The organism is Patescibacteria group bacterium (genome assembly GCA_004297735.1).
In the GTDB taxonomy this organism is placed as follows: Bacteria; Patescibacteriota; Saccharimonadia; order UBA4664; family SCTI01; genus SCTI01.
The window spans coordinates 459,089-474,925 of the sequence record SCTI01000002.1 but is presented as its reverse complement, the minus strand read 5'-3'; the positions used below and the strand labels follow the sequence as shown (position 1 = coordinate 474,925).

Sequence of the window (15,837 nt, the reverse complement as noted above, 5' to 3'; positions counted from 1 at the left end):
GCTTATGCAAGGTATTTAGAAAGGATTCCCTGATAGGCTGTGTGATTTTGCTCCAAGCCCTTGCCGACTAAAGATAGTAGGCTTACGTCATGGCGAAGATACTTCTGGGTCGCTCGCATGATTGCCTGTCGATCAACCGCCCTCAGCTTACCAACCCACTCTTCTGGGTTTTCGTTTGATAGTCCTAGGGCCGCCAAGTTTCCATACCAGTCTGCAAAATCAGCTGGGGTTTGACCACCTCTTCTTACTCTGCCAATCTTATAGCCCTTAGCCCAATCAAGCTCTGAATCATCAAAATTACCCGCCCTAATCTCGGCTAGCTCCCGAACCACCAGTTCAAAAAGCGGTTCGAGCTGGCCAATATCGGTCTGGCTACCCAGATAAAATTCTGAAGTGTCGGAGTCCACCTCAAAGCCCGACCCAACCCCATAAGCCAAACCGGCCTTACGTGCCTTGTCGTGAACCCGCCCACTTAAACCGCCGGTGCACAGTGCATCCAGTATTGACAGAGCCGGTTCGTGGACCAAGTCTCGACCAGCATGAACAAAGGTGAGATAAAAGATGCTTTGATTGTCCCTAAACGGCCGTGGGGTAATGATTTTGCCACCAAAATCGCCAATTTTTGCGGGCACCACCGGGCGCAAAGACCCTTTTGGCTTACCCACAAGCTCATCGTTAATATGAGCGATGATCCCTGCAAGCTCCGCATCAGAATAATCCCCGGCTAATAAGAACATGGTGTTTGCGGTGCCGTAAAACTCTCGACGGTACCGCTTCATGTCATCGAGCGAGACACCCTGCAACCACTCAATACGCTGGCTAATATCAGGGTTCATCTTGGGAATAATTGTGTTATAGCCAACATAGCGAGCCTGGATGTTATCGTTTTCTTTTTTCTGACCCAGCTCTCTTGTTATCACCTGCTTTTCCTGCGCCATATCATTCGGCCTTAAGAGCGGTTCATAGATCTGACTCATGTTCAACGATATAATACGCCTTAGCTCATCTCGGCCACCCTCAAAGTAGTACTTTACAAGGTTGAAGCCGGTCGTCGCATTGTAATAAGCCCCGTCACGCTCAACCTCAACCTTGAATTTAATGTCATCCGGATATTGTTTTGTGCCCTCAAATGCCAGATGCTCCGCTAAATGAGGCAGTTCGTAATCCTGAATCTTGTTTACAAAACGGTATCCAGCTCGGAAATAGCTTCCCCAGTAGAAGGTAATGGTATTAGGGATACGGATAAAAAGCAGGCGAGCGCCCCCAGCTAGCTCATGTTCACTAACTTCGTGCTGCATCAACCCGTCCCCTTATTATCCCTACCAGTCTATCACGGCCCAATACCCTTGAGAAAAAGCCCAAAATAGGCTACTATAACCCGGTCCTTTTAGCAGCGTGGCCCCATCGTCTAGGGGTTAGGACACCAGGTTTTCATCCTGGCAACCGGGGTTCGAATCCCCGTGGGGTCACCAAGGAATTATAGTTTTTGTAAATCTATTATTTTTGAAACCAACAGGGTGGGGCGAGATTCATATCCCGCCCCATGTACCCGTTTTATCTGGCCTACGCTCTTGTTTTCGCTAGACCCTGCACAACCTGAACCTCTTTGAGCTTAAGTAGTTCTTGAGGACTAATGAGGATTTTAGTGACTCGGTTGCCACCACCCATCACCACCTTATCGCGCTGCATCACCTCAGTATCAACATAGATAGGCAGATCTTTGATACCAACCGCTGTAACGCCACCGATCATCATCCCGGTCAGTCGCTGAGTTGTCTCGCCATCTGCGAAAGATAGTTTCTTTGCACCGAGTAGCTCTGAAACCTTTTTATTAACATCCAACCTCGTAGTGGCAAGAACTACGCAAACCGCATACCGAGTTGGTTCAATTTTCCTTGATGCCACCAGTAATGTATTCGCGGCCTGATCTAACGAGACTTTGTAGTGTTCGCAGAAAGCTGCTGTATCGGCAAGCTCATCGCTGCAGTCTAGAATCTCATATGCCATATTGGCTGAGCTTAACGTGCTGCTTACTTTGGGGTCTAATTCATTCTTATTCATAATTTTCTCCATAGTTAAATTTGCGCCTCGCTGGACGCTTTGTTTCGACGTATGGAGTAAATTAGAATCCTTTGAACACCATAAGCCAATAATATCAGCAAGATCATGCTGATTCCATTACCCGGTCGTAGTCTTTAATAGTTGTTCTCCAGATAAAGATTTACTCCACGACACCAGCTCCCTCTTGATTTGGTTCCAATTCGATACACGGTAGTTCACCATTGGACTTATTTAGAATTTTATGTTATAATGTTTAATCGCTTGCTGCGACGATGGTGGCATAGCCACAAGCACCTCTACAACCAGAAAGGCACACCATGCCAAAGTTGATTCTCAAGGATCACTACCTTGTTCTTGGTGTGCCCCGCGAGGCCACCACCAGCGACATCAAGCGGGCCTACCGCGATCGCGCCAAGGAGCTACATCCGGACCGACTCGGACCGGATGCGACACCCGAAGAGCTCGCCGAGGCTGGTTCGCTGTTTAACGAGGCGACCGAGGCCTACGACGTCCTCAAGGATGAGGGTCTACGTCGTGATCTTGACCGCTGGCTGGCCGATCAGCGCTATGCGCCGGTTGAGCCGTCGTTTGACCAGCCGGCCGACTGGACCTATGAGACCCCTCCGGTCCCGGCCACGCCAGAACCCGACCGCTTTGAGCACGAAGGTGTCTGGCTGTACGCGGTCTACACCATCAGCTACTACCCGGGGTACGTCACCGCCACCATTCAGGTGTCGATCAACGACGTGTTCAACCTCACGACTTGGCCGTCAACGCCGCACAACGCCGAAATCACTGGCTTTGAGGTGATTGACGCCAAAGGCGACATCGTCGGACGTGGCTACTCGCTCGAGAGCATGCGGGACAACTACCGCCGCTATAGGACTGAGGAGAAGCGCAACCATGACCGGCGCAGCTGGGACACGCGGCTCAAAGAGCTGCAGGTCAAGCTGGCGGAGCTCGAAGCGGTCGGCATACCAACCGACACGCTCGAACGACTCCTCCGTCACGCCCAGCGAACAGTGGCGGACGCCTTCCAGTGGGAGTACTCCGACAGCCTTTCGCTAGTGGTGTGGGACGACTTTATGCCGCACCACATCGACTCCCGCGGGCGGCGCTACGGTCATTCACGCGACAGCGCAGTGCAGGCGATTCGAGAGGTCGAAAAGGAGATCGAACGGCTCACCAGCCAGGACGTCTCTGAGTCGCTGTTAGAGGAGCTGTTGTCTGGGCGGATCACCCACCCGGACGTCAGGTTCAACAACGAGCTCATCGCCGCCTACGACCTGTTCAGCATCCGGTCGGGCGGAGATATCGATCGCTACACCGAAGAGACGGTTCGGGAGCACTACCGTCAGCGGCTCGAAGGAGTCGCTGCCGATAAGCTCCTGACCACCGATCTACGGCTACCCGACGATCGCGAGCTCATCGAGGAGATGATGGAGCAGGGGCTGTACGATCTGGCACCCATGACGGTGGAGATCGCCGGCAACAAGAAGCCCACCAGCTACCCGGTTGAGTACTTCTTTGACCGGGTGGACGGTGAGCTCAAGCCGGTTGGCGTGGTAACTGTACCGCTGGTCACCTACAAGAAGAACCGCGAGGATTGCGGCGTTAAGTCGACCTTCCCGGTACTTCCCCATGACATCCAGCTCCTAGTTCGGGTCAAGGTGTCGGGTGACCCCGAGGTCATCAGTGACGCCCATCCCGACGGCCCGCTGCTGCGCACCGAGGTTGAGCGCTGTCTCAAACGCAAAGCCCGTCGCGGAGTTCCGCCTGCCGAAGAGACGCCTCCGTGGTTTGTTGGACGAATCCGACGGCCATAAGCAGATGGAAGTTCATCCTGAACGAGCCGTCCTTCCTAGAGAAGGTGCCGGGTACGCAACCCCGGCATAACTTGTATTAATAAATTCCAATTCGATACCCGGCGGTCCACCAAGGAATTATAATTTCATTAAATTAGGGGCACCCTGCGAATAGCGAATTACTACAGCCTAAACTGTAGCTCTTATTGCTATACGCAAGGTGCCAGGTTTCGACTAGGGCAGTGTCTGCATAATCCGGATCAAGTCATTCTGAAGACGAGTTCGCACAAACTTTGGCAGGAGGCTAAGCTCGTCAACGTCCGACAGCGGTGATACGTGGGGGCGCACATAGGTGTGTCCCTCTGGAAGATGCCTAAGAACCTCTAGTCCGGTAGAAGCCTCAAATTCCTCAATTCTAAAGCGTTGCTCCTCTGACATATTGCCTTTGCGAGGGTGCCCCTGAACCCTATGTGGCGACCGAGGCTCTGAGTTAGTACTTGGAAGACGGATCTCAGCATTATTTTTTAAGCGATGGGTCCGAGGTATGTAAATCCAGCTAACGCCGTTCAGCTCCTCCGGCTTCCCCTCGCCAACTAGCTGAACTCCCCCGGCCACACTATGTTGCCGCCTCACGGTTACAAGATCGTGGAAGATTTGCGCAATCAGAAGGTCTAGATAGTTAGTCCCAATGGAGGATACCGTCATCGTGCTTATTTCATGCGTAATATCAGCTCCATTCACCATATAGGTCAATTCGCCGTCGACGGTTTGGATACGGGCAAGAAAGTCCAGGTAGTTAGCATCCTGAACGCCCTTATTGACCTTTAAGGTAAGCTGCTTAATCCATGTATGTCCCTCAATTCTAACCACCATTCCGTGAGGATAAGGGGTGAAGTGTTGGTTGTAGTAAGCGCTCTCAAAAACCCCTTCGACCACTGAACGGTCAACATCCGGAAAGGATTTCCACATCTTGGTAAGCGTTTTTGATGGCACCCATTCTAGGGGGTGAGGGATTAGATCGGTATCATCCTCGCTGATAAAGGGCATGATCTGTGCATCATCAAAGAATGCGCTGTCGATTAGATCACACCAATCGTCCATCGTTCTTACGGGTGGATCAAGCTTGCACCAAGCAGGCTTATGATCTTTTGTCCCAACCAGAAGACGATGCTCAGTCCCGGCTAGAGTATGAACAGTTTTAATGAACACGCCTACTATATCGAACCAGTGCTCCGAAAACTCAGGTGATTCGAAACGCAACACGTTTCTCACTATCCAAAGTCCGCTCACCAAGCTCTCGGGCACCTTGCGCGCCACTCGGCGGATAAAAAATTCTACCCTTTTACGAGCTACGTCCGGGATTTCGCTCGTGAGGTCCTCCGCTCGTCTCATTTCCTCTTGCAGGAGCGAAATAAACTCACCAATTGTTTCGCATGGCTCCCAGCCGACCAGCGCATCGTCAATACCCACACACGGATGAGGCCGGTGAGTCAGATCACCCTCCACTGCCCACGCCCAAATATTCACCAATGAAGGCTGCAGGGCAAGATCTTTCGTTCCGTACACCTCGTACCTCCTTGTCAATGTCCAATGGCTAAATCGTTATATGTTTACCATTTTAGGCATAAAAATAAAAGCTTAAGACCTTTGCTCACTGAAAGAATGCGGCTATATTGCCCCTTGCACTTTTCCGTCGGCCCATCTATCCTAGATACAAGTAACCGAACAAAAACCGAAAGAGGTTACGGTAATGATCGTTGACATGAAGAAGCTCCCCCAGACGGCGGGACTGGCTCAGTTGAGCACTCACCCCTCGAACGAATATGCAGAAGGGGCTCAGCGGATTAAGTCAAGCATCATCCTGCGCCCAGGCAAGGGCGCAGAGTTCCATCCGCTTCTCGGCGGGGAGCAGTTCCTGTTCTTCGAAGGACGGCGGCCGAACTATCAAACCGGTGCTCTCTATTTCGGTGGCACCGACGAACAGCCTTTTTTGGTGTCCGTCCGCGGGCAGCTCAAGGATGTGCTTGAGCGAGACGGCGAACAGGCCTTGTTCGAGGCGCTCAAGCCAGACTTCATCAAGTGGAGCGAAGAGGAGTTCGGTCACGAACACACTCGGCGTCAAGGCGACATCTTCGCCTACCCAGTGCTGAGCGAAGATGGTGAACCGGTGTGTATGTTCGATGCCTTCCAGGAGACCTTCTTCGAATCGCACCCCTACTACGGAATGCAGTCCATGGGAGAGAGTCGGCGAGGCTGGCACTCCCTTTTTGGAACTCGCCACCTACTTGATGGCGACATCGTCGAGGTTGTGGAGTCACCGCGACACGACCCCAGAAATACCCGAGTCGTTCGCCTGTTGGCCACTGGCACCATTCACGCGCCGGATCACGCACCGCTGGTGCTCGACACGCCGCACATGCTGGCGCAGGCAGTCAACCTGGCGCCTCACGTCCCACCATCGCTCATCGATTAGACCCTCAGGTAGAGGCGAAAGCCCCCGCTTGGGGGTTTTCGTTTTTATTGACTTTTTATATTGATTATTCATCTGTTTTATTGTAAAATATAATCTGTTCTTTGAACCGAAAAAAGGAGTTACATGACCTCCACAGCAGCCAGCCTGCTAGACCGTCGCACTTTGGATCTACTCGAACAGTGCGCCGGGTTTATGCGGCTAGGAAACGGTGGCACTGGGATCAACCTGAGTTCGCTCAAGTGGGAATTCGGGTTCCCTCACAAGCTCGAACTGATGAGCACCTACCTTCGCGAACAGGTGGAGGAAAAGTCGAGCCAGACTCTGACCGTCCTCCCGGCCGACCCGGCCCTGTTTCAGTGGCACACCTACGGGCTCAACTGCCTCTACCTGGCGACCTGCCCATACGAGACGGCTGCAAGGGTCATCCGAGAGCTTCAGACCGGAATTCGGCTTCACCAGGTTCACCCAGGCCCTCACGGCCTGATCCTGGCGCCCGCTGCGCCCAGCTGGCAGGTGGGCCGTAACCGGACTCGGCTTCGAGATACACCGCTGGCCGCCTAAGCCCGCTGACCGCAAACGCCGTAAGACCGGCCATGTGGTCGGCGGGCGTTTTGCTTTTATTAGCTCTTATTATTGATAATCTTATGATTTATTGTACAATATTGCTTTCCTTGAAATACCAACCACCGAGAGGCCACATGACTTCCACTCACAATGGGCTCAATGGCGAACTGTATACCTCGCTCCTTGAGTGCGCCGAGGCCATTGCAGAAAGCCGGAGCGAGCTACCCCAAGTCAAACCCGTGCTGCTCGCCTCCCCGCTACGCAGCGAGGAAAAAACCAGTCAGATGATCTGTGTTCTGCGCGGTCTGGCCGACCGAGCTGCCAGATAATACAACCATCCGGCTGGCTGACTCGGTGCTGTTCTTCGAGCAACAGCACCTGCCACGTCCGCGCCTTCACTTTGTCCTGTGCCCCGAAGGCACTCCCGAGGGCGTGGTCACTCAGCTAGCGGCCGGCATGACGCTCTACTCGCTCGACGAGGATCAGGGTCTACGCCAGCAGCGCAAAGCAAGCGCCGAGCAGATCGAGTTCAACCGTCAGAACCAGGAGGATCAGGCTCATCTCGAGGCGGCCCGCGAGGTCGGCAGACAAGAGGATGCTGCCTTTGAGCGCCAACTTCTTAGCGTCGTAAAAGATGACGTCGAAAGGTACACCCCCAACAAATCCGAACAGTGTCGGTTAGCCGCCGAACTCATCAAGGATCGTGAACGCCTTGATCCGGCAACGGCAGCGGCGGTCTGCTCAATCCTCGGAGTCGATTTCGAGGAGCTAGTAGTTCACGTCGTCGGGAGCTACGCCCACCTGGTCTAGCGCCCCGCAGTAACAAGAACGCCCTTTGGGCTGCCGTTACCGCGGGGCGTTCTTTGTTTTTATGCTTGCATTTTATAGCTTGTGAATGCCAAAATAGCATATTCTCTTGAAAGCACCTGGTTGAGCCTGGCTCAACCCCGAAATTGGAGATAGTTATGTCGGACTGGAATATCGAGGTTTTCATGCGACATACGGCCCATGAGCGGTATGGCTACGCCATGAAAGATCTACCCGACAACCTGAAAGATGTCGTGATCAGCGTAGCGGCAAATATGTTTGACCTTGAGGAGCTGGGAATTCAGCTGCCCGGAGCGGTCAACTACCTGTTCTACTTCACCAATAACAGTGACAGCGCCCGCTTCGACGTTCAGGTGCGAGTTTGGGTTCCGGCAAAGCTCTGTAGCGGCGCCGTAAACTCCTTTAAGCACGAGCTGGAGGCGGCGGTCAAAAAGCTTCTGCCCGACGTATCTAAGCCAGAGATCAAGCTAGATCTCATGATCATCCCTTTCTACTGAGCTAGCTATGAGCTTCCGAGAATTAGCAATGCTGCATCTAGAGGTATCGGATATTGTCGAAGAAATTCGGCAAGCCATTCCAACGGGCGTAAAACAGCTGAGCAGCGGGGGTTTTCACTCCCACCAAAATCAAGTTGTGGCGCTCAAAACTGGACATGATCCAACCCAGAATAGCAGCTACTACGCGCTCGACGGGAGCAAGCAGTCGACCCAGAAGCTGCTTAGGGCTTTTGGGGAGCTGGAGAAGTTGCTCCCACCTATTCCATTCTCGCTCACCGAAAGAGAGAGGCTGAACGCGGAATTACGCGAGGTCTACCAAATTGAATACATGTTCTACGGCGAGATCGCTGTATTTCAGTCCTAAATCCCCCCGCTGGGGCGACACGGAAACCCGCACCAAGGTGTGGCCCCGGTCGCACCGGCGGGTTTTTCGTTAAATTGATAAACCTGTTATTTAGCTGTTGACCAAAGGTAACGTATACACAATAATCATAAGCGACATGAGTTATACCGTGAGGCACAATTAAATGGCTCGACTACCTATTCCCGGCCAAGACAACGGCTCATGGGGTGATATTTTAAATGAGTACTTATCGCAAAGCCTATCCGACACTGGAGAGCTTAAATCAAATACGGTTGGTGCCGGTCAGATTCAAGACGGCATTATTACAGAAACCAAGCTGGCAACAGCTGTTCAGACCAAGCTCAACGACACCACCGTTGCGGACGGTGCAATTACCAATGCCAAGGTGGCTTCGGGTGCAGCAATTGCCCAAAGCAAGCTCAGCCTAGCTATCACCAACACCGAGGTGGCCAGTGGGGCGGCAATAGCTCGAACCAAGCTGGACTCCAGCACCCAAACCAGCCTGACACGAGCCGACACAGCGGCGGCGGTCTACACCTACGATTCCGGTACCAATAGTTATGTTGTAACGTCAAGCAGCCGCATCTTTCGCGGGACGGTTGATCCGGCATCGGTGGGCGTTACGCTGGCCTCGGGAGACATCTGGATAAACACCTCCGGGCCATAACATATGGCTATTCAATACCGCAGCGTTGGAACGTCAACCAATAACGGCGCTTTCGTTACCACCCTCACAATCACCAAGCCCAGTGGCGTCGTTGCTAACGACACTCTGGTTGCCGTTGTCTCAATTCGTAACACCAGAACAATTTCAAGCGTGCCTAGCGGATTCACTCAGCGCGCCCAGGGTGGATTTGGTACCTCAAACTCTAGCGATCAAACCATCGTTTATACCAAGCTTGCTACCGGCAGCGAACCGGCTTCATACGACTTTGTAGTTAGCGGAGGAAGTACACCGGCTGCCGGTTTTATGCTGCGTTATTCTGGGGTTGATACGACCACTCCGGTTGAGGCTAGTGGTGGGACTACGACCGCCAGCCTAACCGCCCCATCGATCACCACACTTACCAACAACGCTGTAGTACTAGCAATTGGTAGTCAAAACAACAATGGCGGTAACGGCGGTGTTGCTAGTGATTTTACCGCACCAGGCGATCAAACCGAGCGCGCCGACTATGGCTTAAACACTCAAATCAACCATGCTGTTTTTGAAAAACTCTACGCTACCGCTGGAGCCACCGGCACAGTCACATTAACCAGCAATCTAACCGGTAACTCTTCGGCCGTACATGTTGCACTTAAACCGGCCCCAGACATTGTTAATGTCAACCCGGTGGCCAGCGCTGGCGCCGACCAGACCGTTTACTCCAAAACCACCGTGGTGCTTGATGCCAGCGCTTCGCTAGACGCCGAAGACACAAGCGGAGCCGCCGATTCTAGTCGCGTCCTCACCTATGCATGGACTCAAATTTCTGGACCCTCTAGCCCAACCATTAAAAATGCCAATATTCAAAAAGCCCAGGTGTACATTACCACTACCGGCACCTATGTTTTCCAGGTTACCGTGACCGATTCCGGAACAGCCACCCACACCGATACCGTCACCATTACCGTTAATGCGCGACCCAGCGTTGAAGGCGTAGCGGTCTGGAATGGCAGCCGCTGGCAGAACTCCAACTCCTCAATTCATAATGGCTCAAGCTGGGGCTCCGCCAGTCCGGGCGGTTACGTGTACCCAAGCGCCTATACCACCGGTGTTCCAGCGGGAACCACCCTGAGCACCTATAACGGCAACCTCACCACCTCCTACAATGGGCAGGTGATTGAAAACCTCAACGTTAAGGGCTACATCGAGGTACAGCATACCGACGTGATGATTCGGTTCTGTCGGGTCGAAAACTACATTCGCTCCAACGGCAATTCGCCCATTATTGAAGATTGCACCGTCGCGCCGCCCGACAGCCAATGGTTTGACGTCGATGGCCAACCCACCGGCAACGGTATCGCCCTTGATTTCGGCATTGGCTATAGCGACTTTACCGCCCGGCGAGTGAATATTTACGGATTTGGTGACGCTTTTAAAGCGGCCGGTAACGCCACCATCGAAGATTGCTATATTCACGATCTTTACGCCTACTTAAAGGGTGATGGGGTGAGCACCAACCACTGTGACGGAATTCAGCTAGTAATGGGAGATAACGTCACCATAAGAGGCAATTACATCGACCCGCGCAGCTGGTACTACACCGGTGCACACACCAACAACGGCACCTCGTGCGTAATCATTAAGGCCGATGACGGTGCGATCTCAAACGTAACCGTCGAAAACAACCTGCTTCAGGGTGCGGGCAGCTACACCGTCTATGCCCACCCGGTTGGAGCAAATACACTTACCAATATCGTCATTCAAAATAATCGCTTTATGCGTAATATCTGGTCGCTGGGATCGCAGTATGGCGTGTTTCAGTATTCACAAAGCGCCCAAGCTCAAATCACCTGGACCAGCAACCTCTGGGATGACACTGGAGCGACCATACCGTTAGGTACAGTTCAGCCCACCAACCGTACCGCCGATTAAAAAGAAAGAGGCCCACGAGTGAAGTCGTAAACCTCTCTCGTAGACCCAGTGGTCAGGCGGCAGCTTTCAGATCTGGTTTTGCAACCCGATGCGCTTCAGAAAGCTCAATCCCCCGAATAACTCGATCCACTTCGGCCGAGGAAATTCGGTACTGACGATCGGTGCAGCTACAGGAGCCATCTGGGTGCATTCGGGCTTCCAGTTTGCCCTTGCGCCACATCACCCACAGGATGATCTGCAGCTCCCCGGGTGGGATCCCGACCTCCTGGCTAAGAATCGAGCTACTAACCCAACCCTGGCTGCCTTTGTCGTGCTGCGCAGCCAGCGCCAGCATCACTTGGCGCGGCTGCTCTTCACGAAACATATCTCCTCCGGTACAGCTGAATAGGTGCCTACACTGGGGCCATGTTAACATTTTATGACTTGGTTTAGCTATATAAATCTATAATTGCAACGCTCCACGAGGGAGCAGTTGAGGTTTAGTTAGCCTTTGGGCGAGCGATGCTAACCGTCAGCTGACGGCCTTGAACGTCCTGACCGTTGAGCGCCTTGATGGCGGCCTCAGCCTCTTCGTCCGATGACATCTCTACAAAACCAAAGCCCTTTGACCGACCGGAGTCGCGATCGCTGATCACGTCGGCCGACTGAACCGTACCATGAGCCGAAAAGGTCTCGCGTAGGTCATCTGAGGTCATGCTGTAGGATAGGTTACCTACGTATAGCTTGTTTGCCATGAGTTTTCCTTCTTTATCACGCAGCTCGACCTATGCGTAGCGGCTGAACTGCGATACAAACTCACGAACTCATAACTACGAATCTTTCTGCAGCTTGATTATAGCATGATAACCCCAAAAACAACCGTTTAATCGATGGAGTCCCCGTAGGGACCCCACGGGGACTAAGTTGTCATGAGGTACCAGTAGCGCTTTTTGTGACCTCTCGATGTCGCCGGATCGCCCGATATGGCTTTTTCGAGACGAATGATCTCTTCGTCAATTGCCTCTACCGTAACCTTATCGGTTACATCCTTGAGCACCTGGCGCTGCTCGGTCGCGGTCAGACCAAAGTTGATGCCACAATCGGAGCAATTCCAGGTACCGGTCATAAAGTTACGAGTTTCGTGACCGATGTTCTGGCGAGTCACCCATTCGATCACCTCAACGATGTCGCCGTCATCATCCTTAATGACCATGCGATACTTCATTCGCTCATCAACATGCCGGTAGTTGGCCCGATTAAGGGCGGAAAAGACCGGACTAAGCTGCTGATGCAAGCTTGAGCAGAGCGGGCAGCGCACCAACAGGGTGTACTGAATACTCGCTCGATTAACCGCCTTTGCCTGAATATCGACGCTTACTTCAAAATCCCAGCGCACCAGGTTTGACCTCATTTTGTCCTCTCGGTTGTGAATGGGCAAGAAAAAAGCCGCCCCTAGGCGGCTTGGTCTATTCGCTTGGGCGGATAGTTTTTCATCCATAAAAAGATAACCTAGTTGATAAATTAATACAAGTCAAAATCTTGGTTAAACTTGCCATAACCCCATATTATGGTTATGCTTATTTTAGATTACTAAAAGTTAGGAATACCCAATGGAATCAACTACTACCTATGACACCAGTAGCTACGCAACCGCTACTCCGCAAGTAGACGGCGCTGTTACCGCCATGCTAATGTTTTGGACTATCTTTGCAGTAGCAATTACCGTTGTTGCAATTGTGGCAATGTGGAAGATGTTTACCAAGGCCGGAAAACCGGGCTGGGCATCAATCGTTCCGATTTATAACGTCTACGTAATGCTGCAGATAATTGGTCGCCCGGGCTGGTGGCTACTACTGTTCTTCATCCCGTTTGTTAACATCGTCATTGCCGTAGTGATCGCGCTTGATACCGCCAAGGCCTTTGGTAAAGATGCTTTGTTTGGCATCTTGGGTAACTTCCTGTTTTCACCAATCGGATACCTTATTATCGGCTTCGGTAAGTCCCAATACGTTGGTCCGGTAGCCGCACAGGCAACACCAGCTCAGCCAGCCGCCCCAACTCAGCCGACTCCTCCACAAACCCCTCCGACAACTCAGCTATAAGCCAAGTTTCTGGTTGATCCGCTCCAGCACCTGGTGCGGCGTCAGCTCAGACTTGACCATATACTCAACCCCGAGCTGATCTGCCAAGCCATGATCCTCGGGGTTGGCTGAGTTTGTGAGCACGATAGCCTTTTTAGCAATGTCGGATCGACCGTCATTTTTTAGCGCCTTTAGTACCTCAAAACCGGTTAGCTCCGGTATGTTAATGTCCATTAGCAACAGGTCATATTCCTGCGATTTAAGCTTTTCGTAAGCATCTCGGCCATTACTCGAAAGTTCAATTACAAATCCGGCCGTTTGCAACTTGGCCGTATACATGCGCGAGATAAACGGATCATCTTCAACGATTAAAATGCGTTTGCCGTTTTGTTCGGCTTGCTGTGGTAGCGCTTGGCTATCCTGGGGATTGCTCATTCTAGTCATATTTAGCCTCACTTAGATTCTGAAATTGGTAACGTGAACCCAAAGGTACTACCCTTACCCTCGGTACTCTCAAATATTATTGTACCACCCTGGTCCTCAACTACCCGTTTGGCCAGGAACAAACCCAGGCCGGTACCATCTGGTCGGACATTCTGAGCATTTTGAGCACGATAAAACTTAGAAAACAGCTTTGGCCGAGCCGCTGCCGGCACCCCAATACCGGTATCGACCACCGTCAGCTTAACCTGGTTTTTATGCCGCTCCAAGACCACCCGAACCGACCCAGCCTTGGTGTAATGAATAGCATTATCAATAAAGTTCATTACCACCTGGCGAGTCTTACTATCGTCTAGCTGCATCGTCGGCATGTCACCCTTTGGCCGTTCAAAGATCAACTCAAGACCCTTGGTCTTAGCTTGCGACTGCAGCTGCCTCACCTCTTCTTCAACCAGTTTAACTAGATTGGTAGCGGTTTTTTCAATAAAGAACTTGCCGGCCGACATTCTTGATACATTAAGCAGATCGGCAATTAAGCTCGACATCTGCTGAGAGCTGTCATAGGCGTACCCCAAAAACTCCTTTTGCTGTCGGCTAAGCTTGCCGGCATCGCCTTCAACCACCATCGACAGATACCCCTTAATGGTGGTAAGTGGCGTGCGCAGCTGGTGTGAGGCCATCGAGATAAACTCGTCCTTAGCCGAGTCCAGCTCTTTGAGGCGGGCGTTGGCCGAACGCAGCTGAGCGGTAGCGCTATCGACTTTTTGCTGCAAGGTGGCGTTAAAGTGAGCAATCTCGTCGTAGGCCTTGGCGTTGGTTATGGCTACCGCCAGCTCCTGCCCAATAATCTCAAGCACCTGGATGTCTTGTTGAATGTAAATGTCGCCATTAAGTTTGTCGCCCAGCAGCAGGTACCCAACGAACTCGCCTTTGGTTCTTAAGTGCAGCGACACGCGCATATTAAAGGTTTCTAAAATCTCCTTTTCTTTACCTCGCTCCAGCTCGTCGGCTACCGCCAAGCGATGGCGTAGCAGCTGCAACCTGGCAGCGGTTGGTAGTCGCTGAGGGATACTACCGTAGTGCGCCACCCGGTAGATTCGGTTGTCGTCAAAGACGTACAAATGAGCGTGCGCCACCTTAAGGTGCTCGCCCAGGATTTTGAGTGACTTAGACATCAGCCGCTCCAGCTCAAGCTCACCCACCATAACGTTGCCAAGGTGGTTGATTAGCTCCTGACTGTCGTAGTGATCACGGAACAAAAAGCGGTCGGTGACACGTTCAAAAAAGGCCTTAAGCGGCTGGAAGGTCACCGCCAGTAACACCGCCAGCACAATATAGGTAAGATTTTGTTCTAAGCTATTTTGGTTTTCTGGAAACAGGTAAATTGACACCCCAAACACCGCTAGACTGTAACCACCAGCGAGAGTAAAGATCAGCAAGGTGTATGCTACCGACCGCGCCACCACCGCTCGCACGTTAAACAATCGGTGCTTAACTATGGCATATGAGGTAAAGGCCACAAAGGCCACGGTAAAGAATGAGCCATAGCGGGCCCAGGGGTTGGATCCAATTATTAACGGTAAAAACAGATTGGTCAGTGAGGTGGCTGCCACCATCAATAAGACCCCGGCAAACACAAACCGCACTCTTTCGCGAGCCGCTCCTCGTTCGCGGCGCTCTGCTCTAATCAATAGCGCAAAGGCCAGGAGCATTGAGCCAATAAAGTACCAAATAAATAGTGGGTACAGTGGCCCGGTAATAACGTTAGACGTGGTGCCGTCATACACCGCTTCGGGTACAAAGTCCGGCAACAAAGTAATAACCGCTGCGCCCATTGTTACCACGCTCACCGCCACCATGAACCACCGGCCGCGGAATACGCGCCGAGGAAACACGTTGGCGAACAGCACAAAACTGCCCATTGCCAGAGCTGCCGACCAAAAAGCCAGGCGGGTCCATAGCAGAGCACGAGAAGGGTCTGAGTCGGCCAAGTAATTTACAGACACCCAAATGGTGATAAAACAACAGACTAGGCCAAAATACTGATTGGCCCGCTGACGAGGGTTGGTTTGAACCGTAAAAACGCCCAGTACCACCAGCGACAGCACCACCAATACCGTCAATATTGAGCTTATGCTTAGCACATGCTCATATTAGCATATTTCA

General features: G+C 52.2%; 16 protein-coding genes, 1 tRNA gene and 1 pseudogene. 10 read left to right on the top strand and 8 right to left on the bottom strand.

The window, feature by feature from the left end:
• Positions 1–2: 2 nt before the first annotated feature.
• Positions 3–1,298: an insulinase family protein gene (locus EPO04_04220; protein TAK89268.1), complete on the bottom strand. Its 1,296-nt coding sequence runs from the start codon at positions 1,296–1,298 to the stop codon at positions 3–5.
• 99 nt (positions 1,299–1,397) lie between these two features.
• Between EPO04_04220 and EPO04_04215 the strand changes: the two genes are divergently transcribed.
• A tRNA-Glu gene (locus EPO04_04215) sits at positions 1,398–1,472 on the top strand.
• Between the two features lie 91 nt (positions 1,473–1,563).
• Here the strand turns inward: EPO04_04215 and EPO04_04210 are convergent.
• Positions 1,564–2,073, bottom strand: a complete 510-nt coding sequence (locus tag EPO04_04210) for a hypothetical protein (GenBank protein TAK89267.1) — start codon at positions 2,071–2,073, stop codon at positions 1,564–1,566.
• A 305-nt stretch (positions 2,074–2,378) separates the two neighbouring features.
• On the opposite strand from EPO04_04210, the gene EPO04_04205 reads away from it, so the two are divergent.
• Positions 2,379–3,887, top strand: coding sequence for a J domain-containing protein (locus tag EPO04_04205; GenBank protein ID TAK89266.1), 1,509 nt, complete (start codon positions 2,379–2,381; stop codon positions 3,885–3,887).
• Positions 3,888–4,100: 213 nt separating this feature from the next.
• Here the strand turns inward: EPO04_04205 and EPO04_04200 are convergent, their stop codons facing one another.
• Complete coding sequence (locus tag EPO04_04200; protein ID TAK89265.1) at positions 4,101–5,432, bottom strand: hypothetical protein; 1,332 nt, start codon at positions 5,430–5,432, stop codon at positions 4,101–4,103.
• 196 nt (positions 5,433–5,628) lie between these two features.
• On the opposite strand from EPO04_04200, the gene EPO04_04195 reads away from it, so the two are divergent.
• From EPO04_04195 to EPO04_04165, 7 genes are all read left to right on the top strand, one after another.
• Positions 5,629–6,339: a hypothetical protein gene (locus EPO04_04195; GenBank protein ID TAK89264.1), complete on the top strand. Its 711-nt coding sequence runs from the start codon at positions 5,629–5,631 to the stop codon at positions 6,337–6,339.
• A 123-nt stretch (positions 6,340–6,462) separates the two neighbouring features.
• Positions 6,463–6,900: a hypothetical protein gene (locus EPO04_04190; GenBank protein TAK89263.1), complete on the top strand. Its 438-nt coding sequence runs from the start codon at positions 6,463–6,465 to the stop codon at positions 6,898–6,900.
• Positions 6,901–7,194: 294 nt separating this feature from the next.
• Positions 7,195–7,713 carry a hypothetical protein gene (locus tag EPO04_04185; GenBank protein ID TAK89262.1) on the top strand — a complete coding sequence of 173 codons (519 nt, stop codon included), beginning with the start codon at positions 7,195–7,197 and terminating at the stop codon, positions 7,711–7,713.
• A 155-nt stretch (positions 7,714–7,868) separates the two neighbouring features.
• Entirely contained in the window at positions 7,869–8,228 is a 360-nt protein-coding gene (locus EPO04_04180; protein ID TAK89261.1) for a hypothetical protein, read from the top strand.
• Between the two features lie 7 nt (positions 8,229–8,235).
• Positions 8,236–8,592, top strand: a complete 357-nt coding sequence (locus EPO04_04175; protein ID TAK89260.1) for a hypothetical protein — start codon at positions 8,236–8,238, stop codon at positions 8,590–8,592.
• Positions 8,593–8,755: 163 nt separating this feature from the next.
• Positions 8,756–9,259, top strand: coding sequence for a hypothetical protein (locus EPO04_04170; protein TAK89259.1), 504 nt, complete (start codon positions 8,756–8,758; stop codon positions 9,257–9,259).
• 3 nt (positions 9,260–9,262) lie between these two features.
• Positions 9,263–11,170 carry a hypothetical protein gene (locus EPO04_04165; protein TAK89258.1) on the top strand — a complete coding sequence of 636 codons (1,908 nt, stop codon included), beginning with the start codon at positions 9,263–9,265 and terminating at the stop codon, positions 11,168–11,170.
• A 52-nt stretch (positions 11,171–11,222) separates the two neighbouring features.
• On the opposite strand, the gene EPO04_04160 is transcribed toward EPO04_04165, so the two are convergent.
• From EPO04_04160 to EPO04_04150, 3 genes are all read right to left on the bottom strand, one after another.
• Positions 11,223–11,534, bottom strand: a complete 312-nt coding sequence (locus EPO04_04160) for a hypothetical protein (GenBank protein TAK89257.1) — start codon at positions 11,532–11,534, stop codon at positions 11,223–11,225.
• 115 nt (positions 11,535–11,649) lie between these two features.
• A complete protein-coding gene (locus EPO04_04155) occupies positions 11,650–11,904 on the bottom strand; it encodes an RNA-binding protein (GenBank protein TAK89256.1) in 255 nt (84 codons plus the stop codon).
• A 164-nt stretch (positions 11,905–12,068) separates the two neighbouring features.
• Positions 12,069–12,560, bottom strand: coding sequence for a hypothetical protein (locus EPO04_04150; protein TAK89255.1), 492 nt, complete (start codon positions 12,558–12,560; stop codon positions 12,069–12,071).
• Positions 12,561–12,834: 274 nt separating this feature from the next.
• Between EPO04_04150 and EPO04_04145 the strand changes: the two are divergent.
• Positions 12,835–13,182: pseudogene (locus EPO04_04145) on the top strand (hypothetical protein).
• 63 nt (positions 13,183–13,245) lie between these two features.
• On the opposite strand, the gene EPO04_04140 reads toward EPO04_04145, so the two are convergent.
• Together EPO04_04140 and EPO04_04135 are read right to left on the bottom strand one after the other, a co-directional pair.
• Positions 13,246–13,674 (bottom strand): response regulator, encoded by a 429-nt coding sequence (locus EPO04_04140; protein TAK89254.1) that lies wholly within the window; start codon positions 13,672–13,674, stop codon positions 13,246–13,248.
• An 8-nt stretch (positions 13,675–13,682) separates the two neighbouring features.
• On the bottom strand, positions 13,683–15,815 hold the full coding sequence (locus EPO04_04135) for a hypothetical protein (GenBank protein ID TAK89253.1): 2,133 nt from the start codon (positions 15,813–15,815) through the stop codon (positions 13,683–13,685).
• Between the last annotated feature and the right edge of the window lie 22 nt (positions 15,816–15,837).

What these genes read in the sequence shown, in the direction of transcription:
- EPO04_04190 (TAK89263.1), top strand. Translation starts at nt 6,463, where the DNA reads ATGACCTCCACAGCAGCCAGCCTGCTAGACCGTCGCACTTTGGATCTA.
- EPO04_04170 (TAK89259.1), top strand. Translation starts at nt 8,756, where the DNA reads ATGGCTCGACTACCTATTCCCGGCCAAGACAACGGCTCATGGGGTGAT.
- EPO04_04175 (TAK89260.1), top strand. Translation starts at nt 8,236, where the DNA reads ATGAGCTTCCGAGAATTAGCAATGCTGCATCTAGAGGTATCGGATATT.
- EPO04_04155 (TAK89256.1), bottom strand. Translation starts at nt 11,904, where the DNA reads ATGGCAAACAAGCTATACGTAGGTAACCTATCCTACAGCATGACCTCA.
- EPO04_04150 (TAK89255.1), bottom strand. Translation starts at nt 12,560, where the DNA reads ATGAGGTCAAACCTGGTGCGCTGGGATTTTGAAGTAAGCGTCGATATT.
- EPO04_04195 (TAK89264.1), top strand. Translation starts at nt 5,629, where the DNA reads ATGAAGAAGCTCCCCCAGACGGCGGGACTGGCTCAGTTGAGCACTCAC.
- EPO04_04180 (TAK89261.1), top strand. Translation starts at nt 7,869, where the DNA reads ATGTCGGACTGGAATATCGAGGTTTTCATGCGACATACGGCCCATGAG.
- EPO04_04160 (TAK89257.1), bottom strand. Translation starts at nt 11,534, where the DNA reads ATGTTTCGTGAAGAGCAGCCGCGCCAAGTGATGCTGGCGCTGGCTGCG.
- EPO04_04140 (TAK89254.1), bottom strand. Translation starts at nt 13,674, where the DNA reads ATGACTAGAATGAGCAATCCCCAGGATAGCCAAGCGCTACCACAGCAA.
- EPO04_04165 (TAK89258.1), top strand. Translation starts at nt 9,263, where the DNA reads ATGGCTATTCAATACCGCAGCGTTGGAACGTCAACCAATAACGGCGCT.
- EPO04_04220 (TAK89268.1), bottom strand. Translation starts at nt 1,298, where the DNA reads ATGCAGCACGAAGTTAGTGAACATGAGCTAGCTGGGGGCGCTCGCCTG.
- EPO04_04210 (TAK89267.1), bottom strand. Translation starts at nt 2,073, where the DNA reads ATGGAGAAAATTATGAATAAGAATGAATTAGACCCCAAAGTAAGCAGC.
- EPO04_04205 (TAK89266.1), top strand. Translation starts at nt 2,379, where the DNA reads ATGCCAAAGTTGATTCTCAAGGATCACTACCTTGTTCTTGGTGTGCCC.